The organism is Komagataeibacter swingsii (assembly GCF_003207895.1).
In the GTDB taxonomy this organism is placed as follows: domain Bacteria; phylum Pseudomonadota; class Alphaproteobacteria; order Acetobacterales; family Acetobacteraceae; genus Komagataeibacter; species Komagataeibacter swingsii.
Map to the genome: position 1 here is coordinate 44,789 of NZ_NKUB01000004.1, position 14,798 is coordinate 59,586.

The 14,798-nt window shown below is 63.9% G+C and carries 17 protein-coding genes and 2 tRNA genes; 6 read left to right on the forward strand and 13 right to left on the reverse strand.

What is annotated here, in order from left to right; translation table 11 throughout:
• Positions 1-55: 55 nt before the first annotated feature.
• The 6 genes from CFR76_RS04885 to CFR76_RS04910 form a co-directional block, all read right to left on the reverse strand.
• Entirely contained in the window at positions 56-1,420 is a 1,365-nt protein-coding gene (locus tag CFR76_RS04885; RefSeq protein ID WP_110556248.1) for an anthranilate synthase component I family protein, read from the reverse strand.
• Positions 1,413-3,251: a phosphoenolpyruvate--protein phosphotransferase gene (ptsP, locus tag CFR76_RS04890; protein WP_110556124.1), complete on the reverse strand. Its 1,839-nt coding sequence runs from the start codon at positions 3,249-3,251 to the stop codon at positions 1,413-1,415. Before ptsP ends, CFR76_RS04885 begins: the two co-directional genes overlap by 8 nt.
• Positions 3,238-3,498 carry an HPr family phosphocarrier protein gene (locus CFR76_RS04895; protein ID WP_408884353.1) on the reverse strand — a complete coding sequence of 87 codons (261 nt, stop codon included), beginning with the start codon at positions 3,496-3,498 and terminating at the stop codon, positions 3,238-3,240. The genes ptsP and CFR76_RS04895 overlap by 14 nt, the downstream gene beginning before the upstream one ends.
• 28 nt (positions 3,499-3,526) lie before the next feature.
• The gene (locus tag CFR76_RS04900) at positions 3,527-3,985 is read right to left on the reverse strand and encodes a PTS sugar transporter subunit IIA (RefSeq protein ID WP_110556126.1); all 459 of its coding nucleotides are present in this window, start codon (positions 3,983-3,985) and stop codon (positions 3,527-3,529) included.
• Positions 3,982-4,953 (reverse strand): RNase adapter RapZ, encoded by a 972-nt coding sequence (gene rapZ / locus CFR76_RS04905; RefSeq protein ID WP_110556127.1) that lies wholly within the window; start codon positions 4,951-4,953, stop codon positions 3,982-3,984. Before rapZ ends, CFR76_RS04900 begins: the two co-directional genes overlap by 4 nt.
• 135 nt (positions 4,954-5,088) lie before the next feature.
• Positions 5,089-5,532 carry an HPr kinase/phosphorylase gene (locus CFR76_RS04910; protein ID WP_110556128.1) on the reverse strand — a complete coding sequence of 148 codons (444 nt, stop codon included), beginning with the start codon at positions 5,530-5,532 and terminating at the stop codon, positions 5,089-5,091.
• 37 nt (positions 5,533-5,569) lie between these two features.
• On the opposite strand from CFR76_RS04910, the gene CFR76_RS04915 reads away from it, so the two are divergent.
• Positions 5,570-5,992, forward strand: a complete 423-nt coding sequence (locus CFR76_RS04915; protein ID WP_110556249.1) for a RidA family protein — start codon at positions 5,570-5,572, stop codon at positions 5,990-5,992.
• Between the two features lie 67 nt (positions 5,993-6,059).
• Here the strand turns inward: CFR76_RS04915 and CFR76_RS04920 are convergent.
• Positions 6,060-6,135 (reverse strand) — tRNA-Ala (locus CFR76_RS04920).
• A 144-nt stretch (positions 6,136-6,279) separates the two neighbouring features.
• Between CFR76_RS04920 and CFR76_RS04925 the strand changes: the two genes are divergently transcribed.
• Both CFR76_RS04925 and CFR76_RS04930 read left to right on the forward strand, forming a co-directional pair.
• On the forward strand, positions 6,280-6,600 hold the full coding sequence (locus CFR76_RS04925) for a YggT family protein (RefSeq protein ID WP_038508391.1): 321 nt from the start codon (positions 6,280-6,282) through the stop codon (positions 6,598-6,600).
• Between the two features lie 103 nt (positions 6,601-6,703).
• Positions 6,704-7,150: a YjjA family protein gene (locus tag CFR76_RS04930; protein WP_110556129.1), complete on the forward strand. Its 447-nt coding sequence runs from the start codon at positions 6,704-6,706 to the stop codon at positions 7,148-7,150.
• Between the two features lie 25 nt (positions 7,151-7,175).
• Here the strand turns inward: CFR76_RS04930 and hemJ are convergent, their stop codons facing one another.
• Genes hemJ through hemE form a run of 3 tightly spaced genes read right to left on the reverse strand, consistent with a single transcriptional unit; the run spans position 7,176 to position 9,396 of the window.
• Positions 7,176-7,625: a protoporphyrinogen oxidase HemJ gene (hemJ, locus tag CFR76_RS04935; protein ID WP_110556130.1), complete on the reverse strand. Its 450-nt coding sequence runs from the start codon at positions 7,623-7,625 to the stop codon at positions 7,176-7,178.
• Positions 7,618-8,331, reverse strand: coding sequence for an HAD family hydrolase (locus tag CFR76_RS04940; protein WP_110556250.1), 714 nt, complete (start codon positions 8,329-8,331; stop codon positions 7,618-7,620). The genes hemJ and CFR76_RS04940 overlap by 8 nt, the downstream gene beginning before the upstream one ends.
• Before the next feature lie 3 nt (positions 8,332-8,334).
• Positions 8,335-9,396, reverse strand: coding sequence for a uroporphyrinogen decarboxylase (hemE, locus tag CFR76_RS04945; RefSeq protein WP_110556251.1), 1,062 nt, complete (start codon positions 9,394-9,396; stop codon positions 8,335-8,337).
• A gap of 406 nt (positions 9,397-9,802) precedes the next feature.
• On the opposite strand from hemE, the gene CFR76_RS04950 reads away from it, so the two are divergent.
• A complete protein-coding gene (locus tag CFR76_RS04950) occupies positions 9,803-10,447 on the forward strand; it encodes a Maf family protein (RefSeq protein WP_110556131.1) in 645 nt (214 codons plus the stop codon).
• 98 nt (positions 10,448-10,545) lie between these two features.
• Positions 10,546-10,621 (forward strand) — tRNA-Ala (locus CFR76_RS04955).
• A 220-nt stretch (positions 10,622-10,841) separates the two neighbouring features.
• Here the strand turns inward: CFR76_RS04955 and CFR76_RS04960 are convergent.
• Positions 10,842-12,278: an MATE family efflux transporter gene (locus CFR76_RS04960; protein ID WP_110556132.1), complete on the reverse strand. Its 1,437-nt coding sequence runs from the start codon at positions 12,276-12,278 to the stop codon at positions 10,842-10,844.
• 518 nt (positions 12,279-12,796) lie between these two features.
• On the opposite strand from CFR76_RS04960, the gene CFR76_RS04965 reads away from it, so the two are divergent.
• Positions 12,797-13,000, forward strand: coding sequence for a hypothetical protein (locus CFR76_RS04965; protein WP_025439873.1), 204 nt, complete (start codon positions 12,797-12,799; stop codon positions 12,998-13,000).
• A 72-nt stretch (positions 13,001-13,072) separates the two neighbouring features.
• On the opposite strand, the gene CFR76_RS04970 is transcribed toward CFR76_RS04965, so the two are convergent.
• Together CFR76_RS04970 and CFR76_RS04975 are read right to left on the reverse strand one after the other, a co-directional pair.
• The gene (locus CFR76_RS04970; RefSeq protein ID WP_110556133.1) at positions 13,073-14,011 is read right to left on the reverse strand and encodes an FAD-binding protein; all 939 of its coding nucleotides are present in this window, start codon (positions 14,009-14,011) and stop codon (positions 13,073-13,075) included.
• A 2-nt stretch (positions 14,012-14,013) separates the two neighbouring features.
• Positions 14,014-14,763: an electron transfer flavoprotein subunit beta/FixA family protein gene (locus CFR76_RS04975; protein WP_110556134.1), complete on the reverse strand. Its 750-nt coding sequence runs from the start codon at positions 14,761-14,763 to the stop codon at positions 14,014-14,016.
• Between the last annotated feature and the right edge of the window lie 35 nt (positions 14,764-14,798).

The following is a 14,798-nucleotide window of genomic DNA, read 5'->3' on the forward strand; positions in this document are numbered from 1 at the left end:
CTCCAGGAAACGCCGCCTTTATTGGAAAAAGACGGCGCCCGGCAATTTCCGTTCTTTATGGCCAATGGAAAATATCCAGCAGGGCCGCGATTTTCAGCTGCATTTCACGGTATTCGCGCATCGGGTCTGAATCGAAGGTAATGCCCCCGCCCGCCGCCGCGATGATGCGCTCCGGTGTCATGGACAGCGCGCGGATGATGACGGAACTGTCCATGGCCCCGTCGCACCCGATCCATGTCACCGCGCCGCAATAGGCCCCCCGGCTGGAGGCTTCCAGTCCGTCAATGATCTGCATGGCGCGGTGCTTGGGGGCACCCGTAACCGAACCCGGCGGCAGGGTGGCGGCCAGCAGGTCGAAGGCATCACATCCCGCGCGCAGCCGTCCCGTGACCTCGGACACCAGATGATGAACATGGGTGAACCGTTCCACCCCGAACAGTTCGGGCACGCTGATGCTGCCGATCGTCGCCACGCGGCCGATGTCATTGCGCATGAGGTCCACGATCATCAGGTTTTCGGCCCGTTCCTTTGCATCATGCTTCAGGCGATGGGCCAGTCGCGCGTCTTCCGCCGCCGACCGGCCACGCGGGGCGGTGCCCTTTATGGGCCGGGTGCGCACCGTGCCATCGGGGGCAAGGGCGATGAACCGCTCGGGCGAGGCGCTGAGCAGGGCGAAGGCCCCGTCACATGACAGGAAGGCCCCGAACGGCGCGGGCGATCCGGCGCGCAATGCCCGATAGGCGTCCACCGGCGCCAGACCGGCAGGCCGGGCGGCATACATGCGCCCGGTCATGTTGACCTGAAACACCTCGCCCGCCGCGATCCGCTCCACCGCCTGCGCCACACCGGCGCGATAGGCCACGCCATCATGATCCGGCACGAAAGGCAGGGCGGGCAACGCGGGGATTGGCCCTGCCGGACCAACCGCCTCCCACCGCGCCACCAGGCGGGCGATACGATCCGCAGGCAGGGCCATGGCGTCGTGGGCCGCCAGCCATGCCCGGCCATGCAGGCGGTCAAGGACAATGGCGTGGTCGTAAATGCCGAACGCCGCCTCCGGCTGGGCCGGGTCCTCCCCGTGCCGGGTCACGATGCCCGCCATGCGCAGCCCCGCGCCATAACCGGCAAACCCGACCACGCCCCCGGCAAAGGGCACATCGACGGGACAGCCGCCCACGGGCAGGCAGTCCCGCAGCACCGTCAGAAGGTCGTGTTCCACCGCCACGCCATCCAGCGTGCACTGGCCTGCATGCTGGGTCACCACATGCACCGGGTCACGGCAGATGATGGCCCAGCGCGCCCGGTCGCCCACCTCGCCCCCGCTATCCAGGCAGGCAAGCCACGGCAGGTGCCCCCACGCCGCAAGGACGGCGTCCACATCCCGCCATGGCAGGGGCAGGCTCATGCCGTCCCTATCCATCCCCGGGGTGCCGCAGGTCATGGGCATAGGCCGCCAGCATGGCGCGGACTTCCTCCCCATCCGTCGCCTCCAGCGCACGGCAGGCCATGCGGCGGCAGTCATCCATGGCGGCCGCGCGGATCGCCCGCTTGACCCGTGGCACGGCGGACGCATGCATGGAGAAGGACCGTACCCCCAGCCCTACCAGCAGCGGCACCGCCAGCGGGTCGGACGCCAGTTCCCCGCAGACGGAAACCGGCCTGCGCTGGCGCAGCCCCGCATCCGCCGTCATGCGCACAAGACGCAGCACCGCCGGATGCAGCGGGTCATACAGGGCCGTCACATCCGCCGCCGCCCGGTCGGCGGCAAGGGCGTACATGGTCAGGTCATTGGTGCCGATGGCCAGGAATTCGGCCTCCTGCGCCAGCACGTCGGCCATGAGGGCGGCGGCAGGCGTTTCAATCATGATGCCAAGCGGCGGCAGCGGGTCGGGAATTTCCACCCCCTTGCGCCGCAGCCTGCGCCCGATGCGGGCATAAATGTCGCGCGCCGCCCGCACTTCCCCCACGCCGGACACCATGGGCAGCAACACCCGCACCGGCCCCGCATGGGCCACGCGCAGGATGGCGGCGAACTGCGTTTCCAGCAGGGCATGGTGCTGCAGCAGCAGCCGGATGCCCCGCACGCCCAGCGCCGGATTGACATCGCCCCCGTTGCCAATCCCCACGCGCGACAGGGCATCGCTGTTCTTTTCACTGCCCCAGTCCACCACGCGGATCGTGACCGGGTCGCCCGCCATGGCTTCGATCAGGGGCAGGTAAATGGCTTCCTGCCGGTCTTCATCCGGCAGGGTATCGGTATTCATGAACAGGAATTCACTGCGCAGCAGCCCGATGCCCGCCGCCCCCGACTGCGCCACCATGGGCAGTTCGGCCGGGATTTCCAGGTTGGCCTGAAGCGTCAGCACCTCCCCGCTGGACAGGCGGGCAGGCAGGCGGCGCAGGCGGCCCAGCATCTGGCGTTCACGCGCATAGGCCGCGACATCCACCCGCGCCGCCGCCGCCGTGCGGCTGGAGGGACGGATGATGACCTGCCCCGTCGCCCCATCCACCACCAGGCGCGTGCGCCGCCGCACCTGCGCCAGCAGCCCGTGGGCGGCCAGAACGGCGGGAATGCCCAGCGCGCGCAGCAGGATGGCGGTATGACCCGTGCTGCCACCTTCTTCCGTCACCACGGCGGCGATGCGGGAGGGATCGATCAGGGCGGCATCGGCGGGGCGCAACTGCTCGGCGACCAGAATGGCCCCGTCCGGCAGGGCGGAAAAGGAACGGTAGGGCGTACCACTGAGGTTACGGACCAGCCTGCGCCCGATTTCACGGAATTCGCCCGCCCGCCTGCGGGCCGCCACCGCGTCCTCGCCCTGCGGCGCGGGGCGACCGGGCGGGGCCAGCATGTGGGCGGCCAGTGCCTCGGTTTCCTGCATGACGGCGGCTTCGGCCAGCATGCCGTGTTCCAGCCGCGCCTCGATCCCGCGCCGCAGGCGCGAAGGCCCCAGCATGCGGCGATAGACTTCCAGCAGGGAACCGATTTCCACCTGCCCGTCTTCCGGCAGCAGGGCCAGACGGTCATGCAGGCGGCCAAGCTGGGCCACGGAACGGCTTATGGCGTCGTGCAGGCGGGTGCGTTCATGGCCCGGATTGCAGTCCCGACGCGCCATGTCCACCGGCGGCGGGGCCGGTTCATGCGCGACAGCGGCGTAACCGATCGCGACACCGGGGGAGACAGGCTGGCCTTCCAGCCGGACTTCACCCACGCGGGGGCGCTGCTTCGGGCGGCGTTCAGTCGCCTTCATCAAACCCGGCCCCGACCAGCCGCGCCAGGGCCGCAAGCGCCTGTGGCCCCTGGGGGCCGGTGGTGGTGATGGTGATCGTCTCGCCCCTGCCCGCGCCCAGCATCATAAGACCCATGATGGAATGGCCCGAAACCGTCATGCCCGCATGGGTGACATCGACGCCCGCATCGAATTTTTCGGCAACCGTCACGAATTTCGCGGCGGCGCGCGCATGCAGCCCGCGCTGGTTCACGATCCCCACATCCATCCGGTGCGGCACGGGCCGTGTCGCCGTTTCAGCCACCGTGGCCTGCCACGCCGTCCGCCTCGCCCACGCATTCCCCCACACCCGACAGGCAGGCCGCGGGCAGGTGGGACGCCACGGATATGTAACGCCTGCCCGCCGCTTCCGCGCCGTTGAGGCATTCGCGCATATCCGCATGGACGCGCATCTGCGCCAGCTTGACCAGCATGGGCATGTTCACCCCCGCCAGCACTTCCACCCGGTCGGTTTCCAGCACGGAAACCGCGACATTCGATGGCGTGCTGCCGAACATGTCGGTCAGCAGGATGACGCCCTGCCCGCTATCGACCGAGTCGATGGCCTGTTGCAGCGCATCGCGGCATGTACCGGGCAGGGCGGTGGCGGTGACGTTGAACACCGCCGTCTGCGCCTGCGGGCCGACCACATGTTCGAGTTCCCCCTTCAGGGTCTCGCCAAGGACACCATGCATCACGAACACGAGACCGATCATTGCGGGCCTGTCTGCTCCGTTGTTTCAGGCAGCCCACGTGGCCGGTTGGCCCATCGCCAGCTGCTGCGGCCCTGACGGGCCAGTTCACGATGCATGATAACCACCGGCCATGCATCATGTGGATGGGTATTGCCAGCACATTGTGCAAGCCTTAGCGCAAGGGCCTCGACCAGTGTGACGGAACGGTGCCGGCCGCCCGAACAGCCTATGGCGATGGTGGCGTATTTCTTTCCCTCGCGCACGAAACGCGGCAGTACCAGTTCCAGCAATCCCACGATACGGTCAAGGAATTCCTGGTAATCGGGGTCACAGGCGACATAATCCGCCACATCCGCATCCAGCCCGGTCATGGCGGACAGGGCAGGTTCATAATAGGGATTGGTCAGGAAACGGGCATCGAACACCATGTCCGCTTCACGCGGAAGGCCCGCCGGAAAGGCGAATGACATGAGGGCGACCGTCAGGCCATCGAGTCCCCCCGCCGTCCATTCCCCGAAACGCGCCTCGACCAGTTGCCGCAGTTCCGGTGGCGGCAGGTCGGAGGTATCGATCACCACATCCGCCGCTTCGCGCAGGGGAGATGTCAGGCGGATCTCGGCCTCGATCCCTTCCTTGACAGTGCCATGGACGGCCTGCGGGTGCCGCCTGCGGGTGGCGGTGTAGCGACGCAGCAGGACGCTTTCCTCGGCCGTTGCGTATATCAGTTCCGCATTCAGGCCCGGGTTGACCCGCAGCCGCGCCAGCGCCGCCAGCACGGCGGAGGCATCGAACCCGCGCGTGCGGGAATCGACCCCGATCGCCACGGGGCGTTCGGCCCGGGCCACGATTTCATCCAGCATGCCCAGCGGCGGATTGTCGATCACCTCGTGCCCCAGATCCTCCAGAATGCGCAGAATCGAGGACTTGCCCGCCCCGGACAGCCCGGTGACAAGCAGGATACGACGGGGAAGAGGTGTGTCTTCATGCATGGTGTCAGTCACGCAAAACCCTGACTTCTGTCAGCCACATGCCCAATGACAGAGCGCTGTATCATGGCGGGATCGAAAACCTTTTCTTACCCCCATTGTTCCCTGAATGGGCGACAATGGAAAGTGGCGACGATATCACATCTGCCTTTCATCAAGCAGTTGCCTGCGACCGGCGATGCAGTCCAGCACCAGCCCGATCCGGGCAACGGCGGAAGGCTGCGCCGGATCAAGGAAGAACACCGGCTGCCCCGCGATCTTATCACGGTGTGGCGGCGGGGGGAGCCGTGGCGGATAGTCCGGCGGGGAAACCAGCCTTGCAACGGCGGCAACACGCACGCGCGCACGGTAGCCCATGCGTATGATCCCGATGCCGCGCACTTCCAGCAGCCCGGCAAGGGCCGCGGGCGCACTGGCCCAGCCTGCGCGCAGGCAGACCCGGTCATCGGCCACCAGGTCATAGCCCGCGTCAATCAGGCGCAGCAGCAGGTCGGACTTGCCCGAACCCGACGGGCCGCACAGCATGATGCCCTGCGCCCCCCGCGCGGCACAGGATGCATGGATCTGGACCGGATCATTCATGGGACATGGGGCTTATCCCAAAGGCGTCATTTCGGGGATGGAAAAATTTTTATGGACAAAACATGACCATTTTGTGATTCTGGCCCCAATGGAAGAAAACATGCCGTTCCGCCCTTCGCCGGAAGTACATATCCGGCACCTGACCGGCGTCGATACCACGACCGGGCAGTTCCCGACCGAGCTGTTTCCCCAGATCAGGCAGGCGCTGGCCACGGGCATTGCCCGGCTGGGCCAACAGGGCATGACGGCGGAAAACGTGACCCGCGTCACCTTCACCCTGCGCGAAACTGATGGATTTAGCGCCTGCTTTCCCCTTCTGAACGACCTGTTCGGCCGTACCTGCCCCGCCACGACGCTGCGGCTGGTCAAGCAGTTCGACCGGGACGGGCAACTGGCGGAAATCGAACTGGTGGCCCTGCCTGCACAGGCTGATGACACGCCGTTCCCGGACACTGTCTGAAAACAGTCCCATAGTGCCGGCCCCATGGGCCAATCAGTCGGATACGGTCATGCGGGGGAAAGGAAAGTGGTGGAGCTGAGGGGAATCGAACCCCTGACCTCCTCATTGCGAACGAGGCGCTCTCCCATCTGAGCTACAGCCCCACAATCCTCGCGCGATACATACCCCGCCGGGGCTACAAGTCAAGACCCATTTTGGGGGCGGCAATCGCTTTTCTGCCCCGCCCATCGTGTTCATAGCAGTTGTATGCGGGCGTGACGGACACTAAATTCTGTTTCCCATCATCCATGAAGGTTGGCCCGTTGATCACCATTATCTTTAACCTGCTGGCTGAACTCGTACAGCTTTATTACTATGTGGTGATGCTGGCCTGTCTGTTCAGCTTCCTGCTGGGCTTCGGCATCCTCGACCCGCGTAACCAGATTGTCTGGAACATCTCGAACTTCCTGTTCCGCATGACCGAACCGGTCCTGCGCCCGATCCGGAACATCCTGCCCAACATTGGCAATATCGACCTCAGCCCGCTCGTCCTGCTGCTGCTGCTGCAGTACGTGGTGATGCCGGTCATGGGCAAGATCTACGGCATGCTTATGGTCGGGATTGCATAAAATTCCTTGGTTGCGGGCTATCCCCCCCGCGACGGAGGCGCATATAACAGGACATACAGGCCTTGGCTTTCCTTCGGCCCGGATTTCAGGAGTTTATCATCACATGAAGAAAATGAACCGTTTCCTGGCTCTCGCCGCGGCCCTGCCACTGGCTGCCGCCCTATCCGGCGCGCCCGCGCATGCACAGGGCTTCGGTGACCTGACCGGGGGGTCGGGTGGACTGGGCAAGGCAGGCAGCCTGCTTTCGGGCAGTGGCCTGAACGTGCCGTCCGTCTCGTCGCTGGCCCCTTCCAACGTCACGGGCCTGCTGAGCTACTGCGTGCAGAACAACTACCTGCAGGGCAACAGCCCCACCACCCTGCTGTCGTCGCTGAAGCAGAAGGCGGGCCTCGATACCTCCGGCAGCCAGTATTCCAACGGCCAGAACGGCATTCTTGATACCGGCAATGGCAATACGTTCTCGCTGTCGTCGCTGAGCGGCAACCTGAAGCAGAAGGTCACAACCAAGGTCTGCAACGCCGTGCTGAAGCAGGGCAAGTCCCTGCTCTGATCCGGCAAACGGATGTCCGCCCGGTTCAGAACGGGCGGACAACCACCATGATCACGATGATCATCATGAGAACGGTCGGCACCTCGTTCGCCATGCGGTAGAACCGTTCGGGCCGGGTATTGCGGTCATTGGCGAAATCCCGCCGCCAGCGCCCGCATGCGCCGTTGAATCCCGCCATCGCCAGCACACAGGCAAGCTTGGTGATCCACCAGCCGGAATGCCAGTCGACCAGACCCGGAATGGCCGACAGCAGGCCACCGAACAGGAACGTGCTGACCATGGCCGGCATCATGATGAAACGCAGCAGCTTGTATTCCATCACCTTGAAGCGTTCGGATTCAGCCGTGCCCACCGCCACCTGGCAGTGATAGACAAACAGGCGCGGCAGATAGAACAGTCCCGCCATCCATGCGATGAATGACATGATGTGGAACGCCTTCAGCCACAGCATGATGGACGCCAGCGCATCAATCATGCGCGGCCCCGTGGTGTTTCTGGCTGTCCAGGATGCGCCGCAGCAGCGGCACGAATTCATCAAGATGCGCGATCCGCAGCAGCCCCGGCCATGATGGCGCGGGCAGGCCCACGGGCCTGAGCAGCACGCATCCCATGCCCGCCGCCTGCGCCGCGCGCGCGCCAGTATCGGTATCCTCCAGCACGATGCAGTTTTCAGGCGGCACACCCTGCGCCTTCGCCGCCGCCAGGTAGACGGCCGGGTCCGGCTTGGGCTGGCCCATGTCGCGCGCGGAATGGATATGCGCGGGCGCGATCAGGGCATCAAGCCCGGTACGGCCGAATTTCGCCTCCATCTCCATGACCGAGGAATTGGAACCGATACGGTAGGGCAGCCCGAGGGCCGCCACCCCACGCAGCATGGCGGGAGCGCCGTCTATGGTCTCCGCCTCGCTGCGCATGAGGGTGACAAGGTTATGCTGCATCTGCGCGGGCCAGTCATCGGGCAGGGTGATGCCCTCCGCCTGCTCGATCTCATGCTTCAGCGCCGTCAGGGCATGGCCCGCAAAACGGTGCACCGCGTCCTCATCGCTTATGGCCAGACCATATTCGCGCAGGTTGCGGGCGATCATGCGGCATGACGGTCCCTCGCTGTCGATCAGGACGCCATCACAATCAAAAATGACCAGCTTGAGCGCGCCATCGGGACGCAGGGCGGCAGGCAGCATCATTCATACATCCCGTATGGTCTTGATCAGGTCGCCCACATGTTCGGGGGGCGTGGTCGGAATGACCCCGTGGCCAAGGTTGAACACATGGGGGCGGCCCTTCATCGCATCACGGATGGCGTGGGCTTCGGTGCGCATGCCCTCGCCCCCCGCCAGCACGCGGACCGGGTCAAGGTTGCCCTGCAGCACCAGCGTGTCCGGCACCTTTTCCGCCACGGCCTTCATGTCGGCCCCGGTATCGAGCGCCATCGCGTTCACGCCCGTCCTGTGCCCGTATTCAATCGCCATAAGCCCGCCCAGGCGCGGGAAACCGATCACCGGCACACCGGGATGGCGGGCATTGATGATTTCGGTAATCCGGCGGGTGGGTTCGATGACATGCCTGCGGAACTGCGATGGCGGCAGAAGTCCCGACCAACTGTCGAACAGCATGACCGCTTCCGCCCCGGCCGTGATCTGGTCGCACAGCATGTCCGCCGTAGCGGTGGTCAGCAGGTCGATCAGCCGGTCGAAGAATGCGGGATCGGTATAGGCCAGCCTGCGCGTTTCCTCGAACTCACGCGATCCATGGCCCTCCACCATGTAGCACGCCACCGTGAACGGCGCGCCGGCAAAGCCGATCAGCGTGACCTGTCCCGGTTTCGCGGGGCCGATCGCCTCCGGCCCGTCAACAGCCTTGCGCAGTCGTCCCAGTGTTTCCATGATCGGCTGCGTCGCCTGTTTCACCCGCGTGGGGTCCAGGCGTTCCAGGTCGGCCATCGAACGGACCGCCCCGAGAACGGGGCCGCGACCCGGCACGAATTCCAGCGACTGCCCCATCGCCCATGGCAGGATGAGGATATCGGAAAACAGGATCGCGCCATCCATGCCAAAACGACGGATGGGCTGCAGCGTGATATCCACCGCCATGTCCGGGGTCATGCAACGGGTTATGAAATCCGCCTTTTCACGCAACGCCCGGAATTCTGGCAGGAACCGGCCCGCCTGCCGCATCAGCCATACCGGAGGGGGCCATGTCGCCTCTCCCAACAGGGTGGCGAGCAGGGGTTTGCGTGTTTCAGTCATCGATCCGTCGTTCTGTTTCATTGTGGCCGGACTATCTCGTACTTTCGCCGTGACGGATAGCGGGCAGGTGGAACGTGCGCGCGCCTTTCAAAACAATAAAAGAAAAGAGAAAGAAATTTTTTGATGTGCTTTAAGTGCTGTGGATGACGGGGTACCCACGTTTCCGAAAATGTACCCCACTTTTCCCACAGGGTGTACAGTTTCCGACTCCAAGGATTCCCGTGCCCGTGGGCGGTTATCCAGAATGTACCGACATAAGCCTGTGTACAACCCACCGCGAACGGAGGTGTACCCGTTGTCCACGGTACTCGGTACGGCACAGAATTGTTTGGAGTACTGTCCCCATGTACCCCAGTACTCGAACGCGCCGAATTTCGTGTTTCACTTCGGCAGTACGGAGAGGGTGATGCCAGACGACTCGAATTTAGTACTAAAGCCGCCGCCATTACAGGCGGAGTCGCCGCCGATAGTACTGGCCAGCCGCTCGGCCGCGCGGCGGAGTCTGCTGGAATCGGCAGGGATACGGGCGGAGTACCGGGCGGCGGATGTGGATGAACATGCCCTGCGCGACCGTGCCCGCGCCCGCGGGATGGAAGCAGGCCAGACAGCCCTTGAACTGGCCCGGGCCAAGGCGCGCACTATCAGCGTGGACAAGGGCGCGGTCGTGATCGGCGCGGACCAGATGCTGTCATGCAATGGGGCATGGTTTGACAAGCCGGACAGCATGGACGCCGCCCGCCGGCAGTTGCGCGCGCTGCGCGGCAGGCCGCATAGGCTGCATACGGCTGTGGTGATGCTGCGCGACGGGGACGAGGTCTGGCGCCACGTCGCCTGCCCCGTGCTGCACATGCGCGCCTTCAGCGATTCCTTTCTGGAACGTTACCTGACGCTGGAAGGCGATGCGATTCTGTCCTGTGTCGGGTGTTACCGGCTGGAAGGCGCGGGCATCCACCTGTTTTCCCATATAAAAGGGGAACACGCCGCCATCGTGGGCCTGCCTTTGCTCGCGCTGCTGCAGGCGTTGCGGGCACGGCATATCATCATGCAATAATTTGGTTTGCGGGGGGTTGCATTGCCCGGGGCTTACGGTTATACCCCGCGAACCGGACCACGGCGGGCCATATGAAACGGCCAGCCAGTCAGGACAGTGGGGCCATAGCTCAGTTGGGAGAGCGCCTGAATGGCATTCAGGAGGTCAGGGGTTCGACTCCCCTTGGCTCCACCAGATCCTTCAAATCTGGTACCCCCCAAAAAATATCAAGCGCGATATCTCGCGCCGACAGGAACTGAACAGGTTTTTGGTGAAGCTTCTTTCAAAAAGCTTCAGGAACCGCCGCCTTTCTGAAAAAAGGCGGCCATGAACGTTTGTTTCCTGTCAGGACCCGTGCTGCCGAGGTATTTCGTGCATTGGAACACGATCCACCCGCGCTACGCCGGTTGGTATGTCAGGTGGAATGATCGAGTTCGTCAAGTTCGATCATGCCGGCTTCGCCCGTCTGGGCGGGCGGGATAACCGGCATGGCCTGTTCCGTTGCCCTGTCGCCCGGATGTAGCCTGCGGACCACGCCAAAGGCGGTCATGACCGCGCAGGACCCGAACAGGACGCACCCCAGCACCTGCCCCACCTGCACCCCGGCGGGGCCGAATTTCATGCCGAACCAGACAAATGGAATGGTGCCCAGTGTCGCCCGGCCCCAGTTGAACAGGGTGGAGTAAAGCGGGAAACCCAGGTTGTTGAAGGCGGAATTGGCGACGAACAGCATGCCGATGAAGACGTAACCGGCAATGGTCCAGTTACAGAACAGGTGAATCAGCATCGCCGCCGTGCCTTGGGCCGAAAAGACCCGCACCACCATGTCCTGTGTCAGGAACAGGACAGCCCATGTGATCGCCACGCACAACGCCACCAGCCACAGGGAGGCCACCAGCGTGGCGCGCACCCGGTCCAGCTTTCCCGCCCCCAGGTTCTGCGACATGATCGGCCCCACCGACCCCGTCAGGGCAAAGACAAAGGCGAACGCCACCGGCACGATCCGGTCAATGGTCGCCTGCCCCGCCACGGCGGCCAGGCCGAAACTGGCCATGGCATGGGTAACGAATACGCCGCCCACCGGGGTCGCCAGGTTGGTCAGGATGGCGGGCATGGCCACCTGTCCCACCGTTCTGGTATCCGTGATGACATGGGTGCGCACCGGCAGCGCCAGCAACCCATGACGACGGGCACAGCGGAAACCGGCTACCGCCACGGCCAGGCGCGACAGGATGGTGCTGATCGCCGCCCCCTTCAGCCCAAGCCCCATCACCACGATCAGCAGCGGATCGGCCATGGCCGAGATCATGGCCCCCATCAGGGTCACGTTCATGGAAATGCGCGCGGCCCCGATGGCGCGCAGCAGGCCCGAACACCCCATGCCCGCCGCGATCAGCGGCAGGCCGGGCGAGACGATTTCAAGGAAAAGGGTGGCCTGGCGGGCCGCTTCCTCCTTTGCCCCCAGCAGGGCAAGCAGCGGGGCCGCCAGCCATGCCGTGAACATGCCGATCACCAGGCACGCGCCGATCATGAAGATCCCGAATGAGGATGCGACCCGTTGCGCCTGCTCCATCCTGCCCGCGCCGATCAGTCGGCCGGTAATGGCCCCGATGCCGATGGACAGGCCGATGGACACCGCAATCTGCACGTAGCTTATGACGCCGGCAAACCCGATGGCCGCCGTCAGCGCGGGATCACCCAGCCACGAAATGTAGAAAAGGTTCAGCAGGTCGACAATGAAGACAGCCATAAGCCCAATGGCCCCGGTGCCCGCCATGACAACGACGTGGCGGACAATATGCCCGGTGCAGAAGGCGGCTTTTGGTCGGGTTGCGGTCGTATGTCCCCCCATTCGGTGTCCTGTCTGCTGGCGTTCATACGGTCAGGCCAGAGCTGCCGCGATCTCTGGCTGCATGATGCGGGTCAATGAAATCTGGCACAAGGCCCATGTCGCGCCTGTCTTTTTTGCATGGCCTGAAAAAATATCGTGATGTCGTGTATATATTGCCAGCGCATTGTGCGGTGCAAAATAAACAGAATGATTGTGCAGTGCAAAAAAAGTAAAATTCCATTTTTATTTATATTTATGTTGACCAGTTAAAATAAGGATGGCATACAGAATCACACGAAGCGATCAGGCTTCCATAAATACAAATAAGACCCGGTAAAAATACCGGAACGGATGCAGCACCTCCAGTGTCGGCATTCCACTGACAGGGTCCCCCCATAACGGGGGGACCCTGTTTTTTGCGTATGGCGTAAAATAATGGGTGCCATCCGTCTTTTACGTATCTTGTCCCGGCCGGCTTTCTCTACCCTGTCGCAGGTTTCCACGCCTGTGGAGGCCATTCCGTTTAGGGAGGAATACCAATGTCCAGACTGACTGCGGCTGAACGCGACGCCTTGCCGGATTCAGCCTTCGCCCTGCCGGGGCGGCGCTATCCGATACCGGACGTGACCCATGCGCGTGACGCGTTGGCCCGCGCCAGTGAAATGCTGCATCGCGGCGACCTGACACAGCAGGAATACGATACCGTCGTCGCCCGCGCCCATGCCGTGCTGGAAGAAGAATAGGCGCGCATGAAAAAAGGGACGCGGAAGTTTCCCTCCGCGCCCCTTTCGCGTGCCTCATGAAGCGGCCAGGCTTCAGCCCGCCTTGTCCAGTTCCGCCTCAAGCTGCGGCAGGATGGTGAACAGGTCGCCCACGATCCCGTAATCCGCCACCTGGAAGATCGGCGCTTCAGGGTCCTTGTTGATCGCGACGATGACCTTGCTGTCCTTCATCCCGGCCAGATGCTGGATCTGGCCCGAAATCCCCATGGCGATATACAGTTCCGGCGCCACGATCTTGCCGGTCTGGCCCACCTGGTATTCGTTGGAAACGAAGCCCTTGTCCACCGCCGCGCGCGATGCGCCGATGGCGGCGCCCAGGCGGTCGGCCAGCGGTTCCAGCAGCTTGAAGTTTTCTCCGTTCAGCATGCCGTTGCCACCCGATACCACCACGCGGGCGGATTCCAGTTCCGGGCGTTCGGACTTCGACAGTTCGGTGGCGATGAAGGTCGATCCCCCCGGACCCGCGGGCAGGGCCACGTCCTCGATCGTCGCATTGCCGCCTTCGCCTGCAACCGGGTCGAAGGAAGAGGCGCGGACCGTGATGATCTTCTTCGCATCCGCCGACTTCACCGTCGCCAGCGCGCTGCCGGCATAGATGGGGCGGACAAAGGTATCGGCGTCGTTGATGGCGACGATATCGGGGATCGGCTGCACATCCAGCAGGGCGGCCGCGCGCGGCAGGACGTTCTTCGCCGTGGCGGAAGATGCGGCCAGGATGTGGGTGTAGCCCGCCGCCAGGTCCGCCAGCAGGGCAGCCACCGGCTCGGCCAGTTCGCTGTTGCCGGTGGTGTCGGTCGCCTGCAGCACCTTCTTCACGCCCGGGATGGCGGCCGCGGATTTCGCGGCTGCCGCCGCGTCCGGCCCGGTGACCAGCACATCGACATCCCCCAGCCTGCTGGCGGCGGCAATGGCGGAACGCGAGGCCTGGCGGATCGCACCGCCTTCATGATCCAGATAAACGAGTACGGCCATGATCAGATCACCTTTGCTTCGTTGCGCAGACGCGACACCAGTTCCGCTGCCGAGTCGAGCTTGATCCCCGCCTTGCGTTCGGGCGGTTCGGCAACCGAGACCACGCTCAGCCGCGGCGTCATGTCCACGCCCAGATCGGCCGGCGTGATCTTTTCCATCGGCTTCTTGCGCGCCTTCATGATGTTGGGCAGCGAGGCATAACGCGGCTCGTTCAGGCGCAGGTCGGCGGTGATGATGGCCGGCAGCGCCAGCTTCACGGTCTGTGACCCGCCATCGATCTCGCGCATGACGGTTACACTGCCATCGGTGACATCCACCTTGGAGGCAAAGGTGCCCTGCGGACGCCCCAGCAGCCCCGCCAGCATCTGGCCCGTGGCGTTCATGTCATCATCAATGGCCTGCTTGCCAAGGATGATCAGGTCGGGCTTTTCCTTTTCCACCAGCGCCTTGAGCACCTTGGCCACCGATAGCGGCTCGGTCACCACGTCGGTTTCCACCAGGATGGAACGGTCCGCGCCCATGGCCATGGCCGTGCGCAGCGTGTCCTGCGCCTTGGCCTCGCCAATCGAAACCGCGATGATTTCGCTCACCACGCCTTTTTCCTTCAGGCGCACGGCTTCCTCGACCGCGATTTCATCAAACGGATTCATGGACATCTTGACGCCGGCGGTTTCCACGCCGGAACCATCGGCTTTCACGCGCGGCTTGATGTTGTAATCAATCACGCGCTTAACGGGTACAAGAACCTTCATTGCATATTTGCCTGTCTGTCTTCGGATAAGGGCAA

Excerpts from the sequence above, each read along its gene's own strand:
- CFR76_RS04885 (WP_110556248.1), bottom strand. The coding sequence starts at position 1,420 with ATGGATAGGGACGGCATGAGCCTGCCCCTGCCATGGCGGGATGTGGAC.
- ptsP (WP_110556124.1), bottom strand. The coding sequence starts at position 3,251 with ATGAAGGCGACTGAACGCCGCCCGAAGCAGCGCCCCCGCGTGGGTGAA.
- CFR76_RS04895 (WP_408884353.1), bottom strand. The coding sequence starts at position 3,498 with ATGGATGTGGGGATCGTGAACCAGCGCGGGCTGCATGCGCGCGCCGCC.
- CFR76_RS04900 (WP_110556126.1), bottom strand. The coding sequence starts at position 3,985 with ATGATCGGTCTCGTGTTCGTGATGCATGGTGTCCTTGGCGAGACCCTG.
- rapZ (WP_110556127.1), bottom strand. The coding sequence starts at position 4,953 with ATGCATGAAGACACACCTCTTCCCCGTCGTATCCTGCTTGTCACCGGG.
- CFR76_RS04910 (WP_110556128.1), bottom strand. The coding sequence starts at position 5,532 with ATGAATGATCCGGTCCAGATCCATGCATCCTGTGCCGCGCGGGGGGCG.
- CFR76_RS04915 (WP_110556249.1), top strand. The coding sequence starts at position 5,570 with ATGGAAAAATTTTTATGGACAAAACATGACCATTTTGTGATTCTGGCC.
- CFR76_RS04925 (WP_038508391.1), top strand. The coding sequence starts at position 6,280 with ATGAAGGTTGGCCCGTTGATCACCATTATCTTTAACCTGCTGGCTGAA.
- CFR76_RS04930 (WP_110556129.1), top strand. The coding sequence starts at position 6,704 with ATGAAGAAAATGAACCGTTTCCTGGCTCTCGCCGCGGCCCTGCCACTG.
- hemJ (WP_110556130.1), bottom strand. The coding sequence starts at position 7,625 with ATGATTGATGCGCTGGCGTCCATCATGCTGTGGCTGAAGGCGTTCCAC.
- CFR76_RS04940 (WP_110556250.1), bottom strand. The coding sequence starts at position 8,331 with ATGCTGCCTGCCGCCCTGCGTCCCGATGGCGCGCTCAAGCTGGTCATT.
- hemE (WP_110556251.1), bottom strand. The coding sequence starts at position 9,396 with ATGACTGAAACACGCAAACCCCTGCTCGCCACCCTGTTGGGAGAGGCG.
- CFR76_RS04950 (WP_110556131.1), top strand. The coding sequence starts at position 9,803 with ATGCCAGACGACTCGAATTTAGTACTAAAGCCGCCGCCATTACAGGCG.
- CFR76_RS04960 (WP_110556132.1), bottom strand. The coding sequence starts at position 12,278 with ATGGGGGGACATACGACCGCAACCCGACCAAAAGCCGCCTTCTGCACC.
- CFR76_RS04965 (WP_025439873.1), top strand. The coding sequence starts at position 12,797 with ATGTCCAGACTGACTGCGGCTGAACGCGACGCCTTGCCGGATTCAGCC.
- CFR76_RS04970 (WP_110556133.1), bottom strand. The coding sequence starts at position 14,011 with ATGGCCGTACTCGTTTATCTGGATCATGAAGGCGGTGCGATCCGCCAG.
- CFR76_RS04975 (WP_110556134.1), bottom strand. The coding sequence starts at position 14,763 with ATGAAGGTTCTTGTACCCGTTAAGCGCGTGATTGATTACAACATCAAG.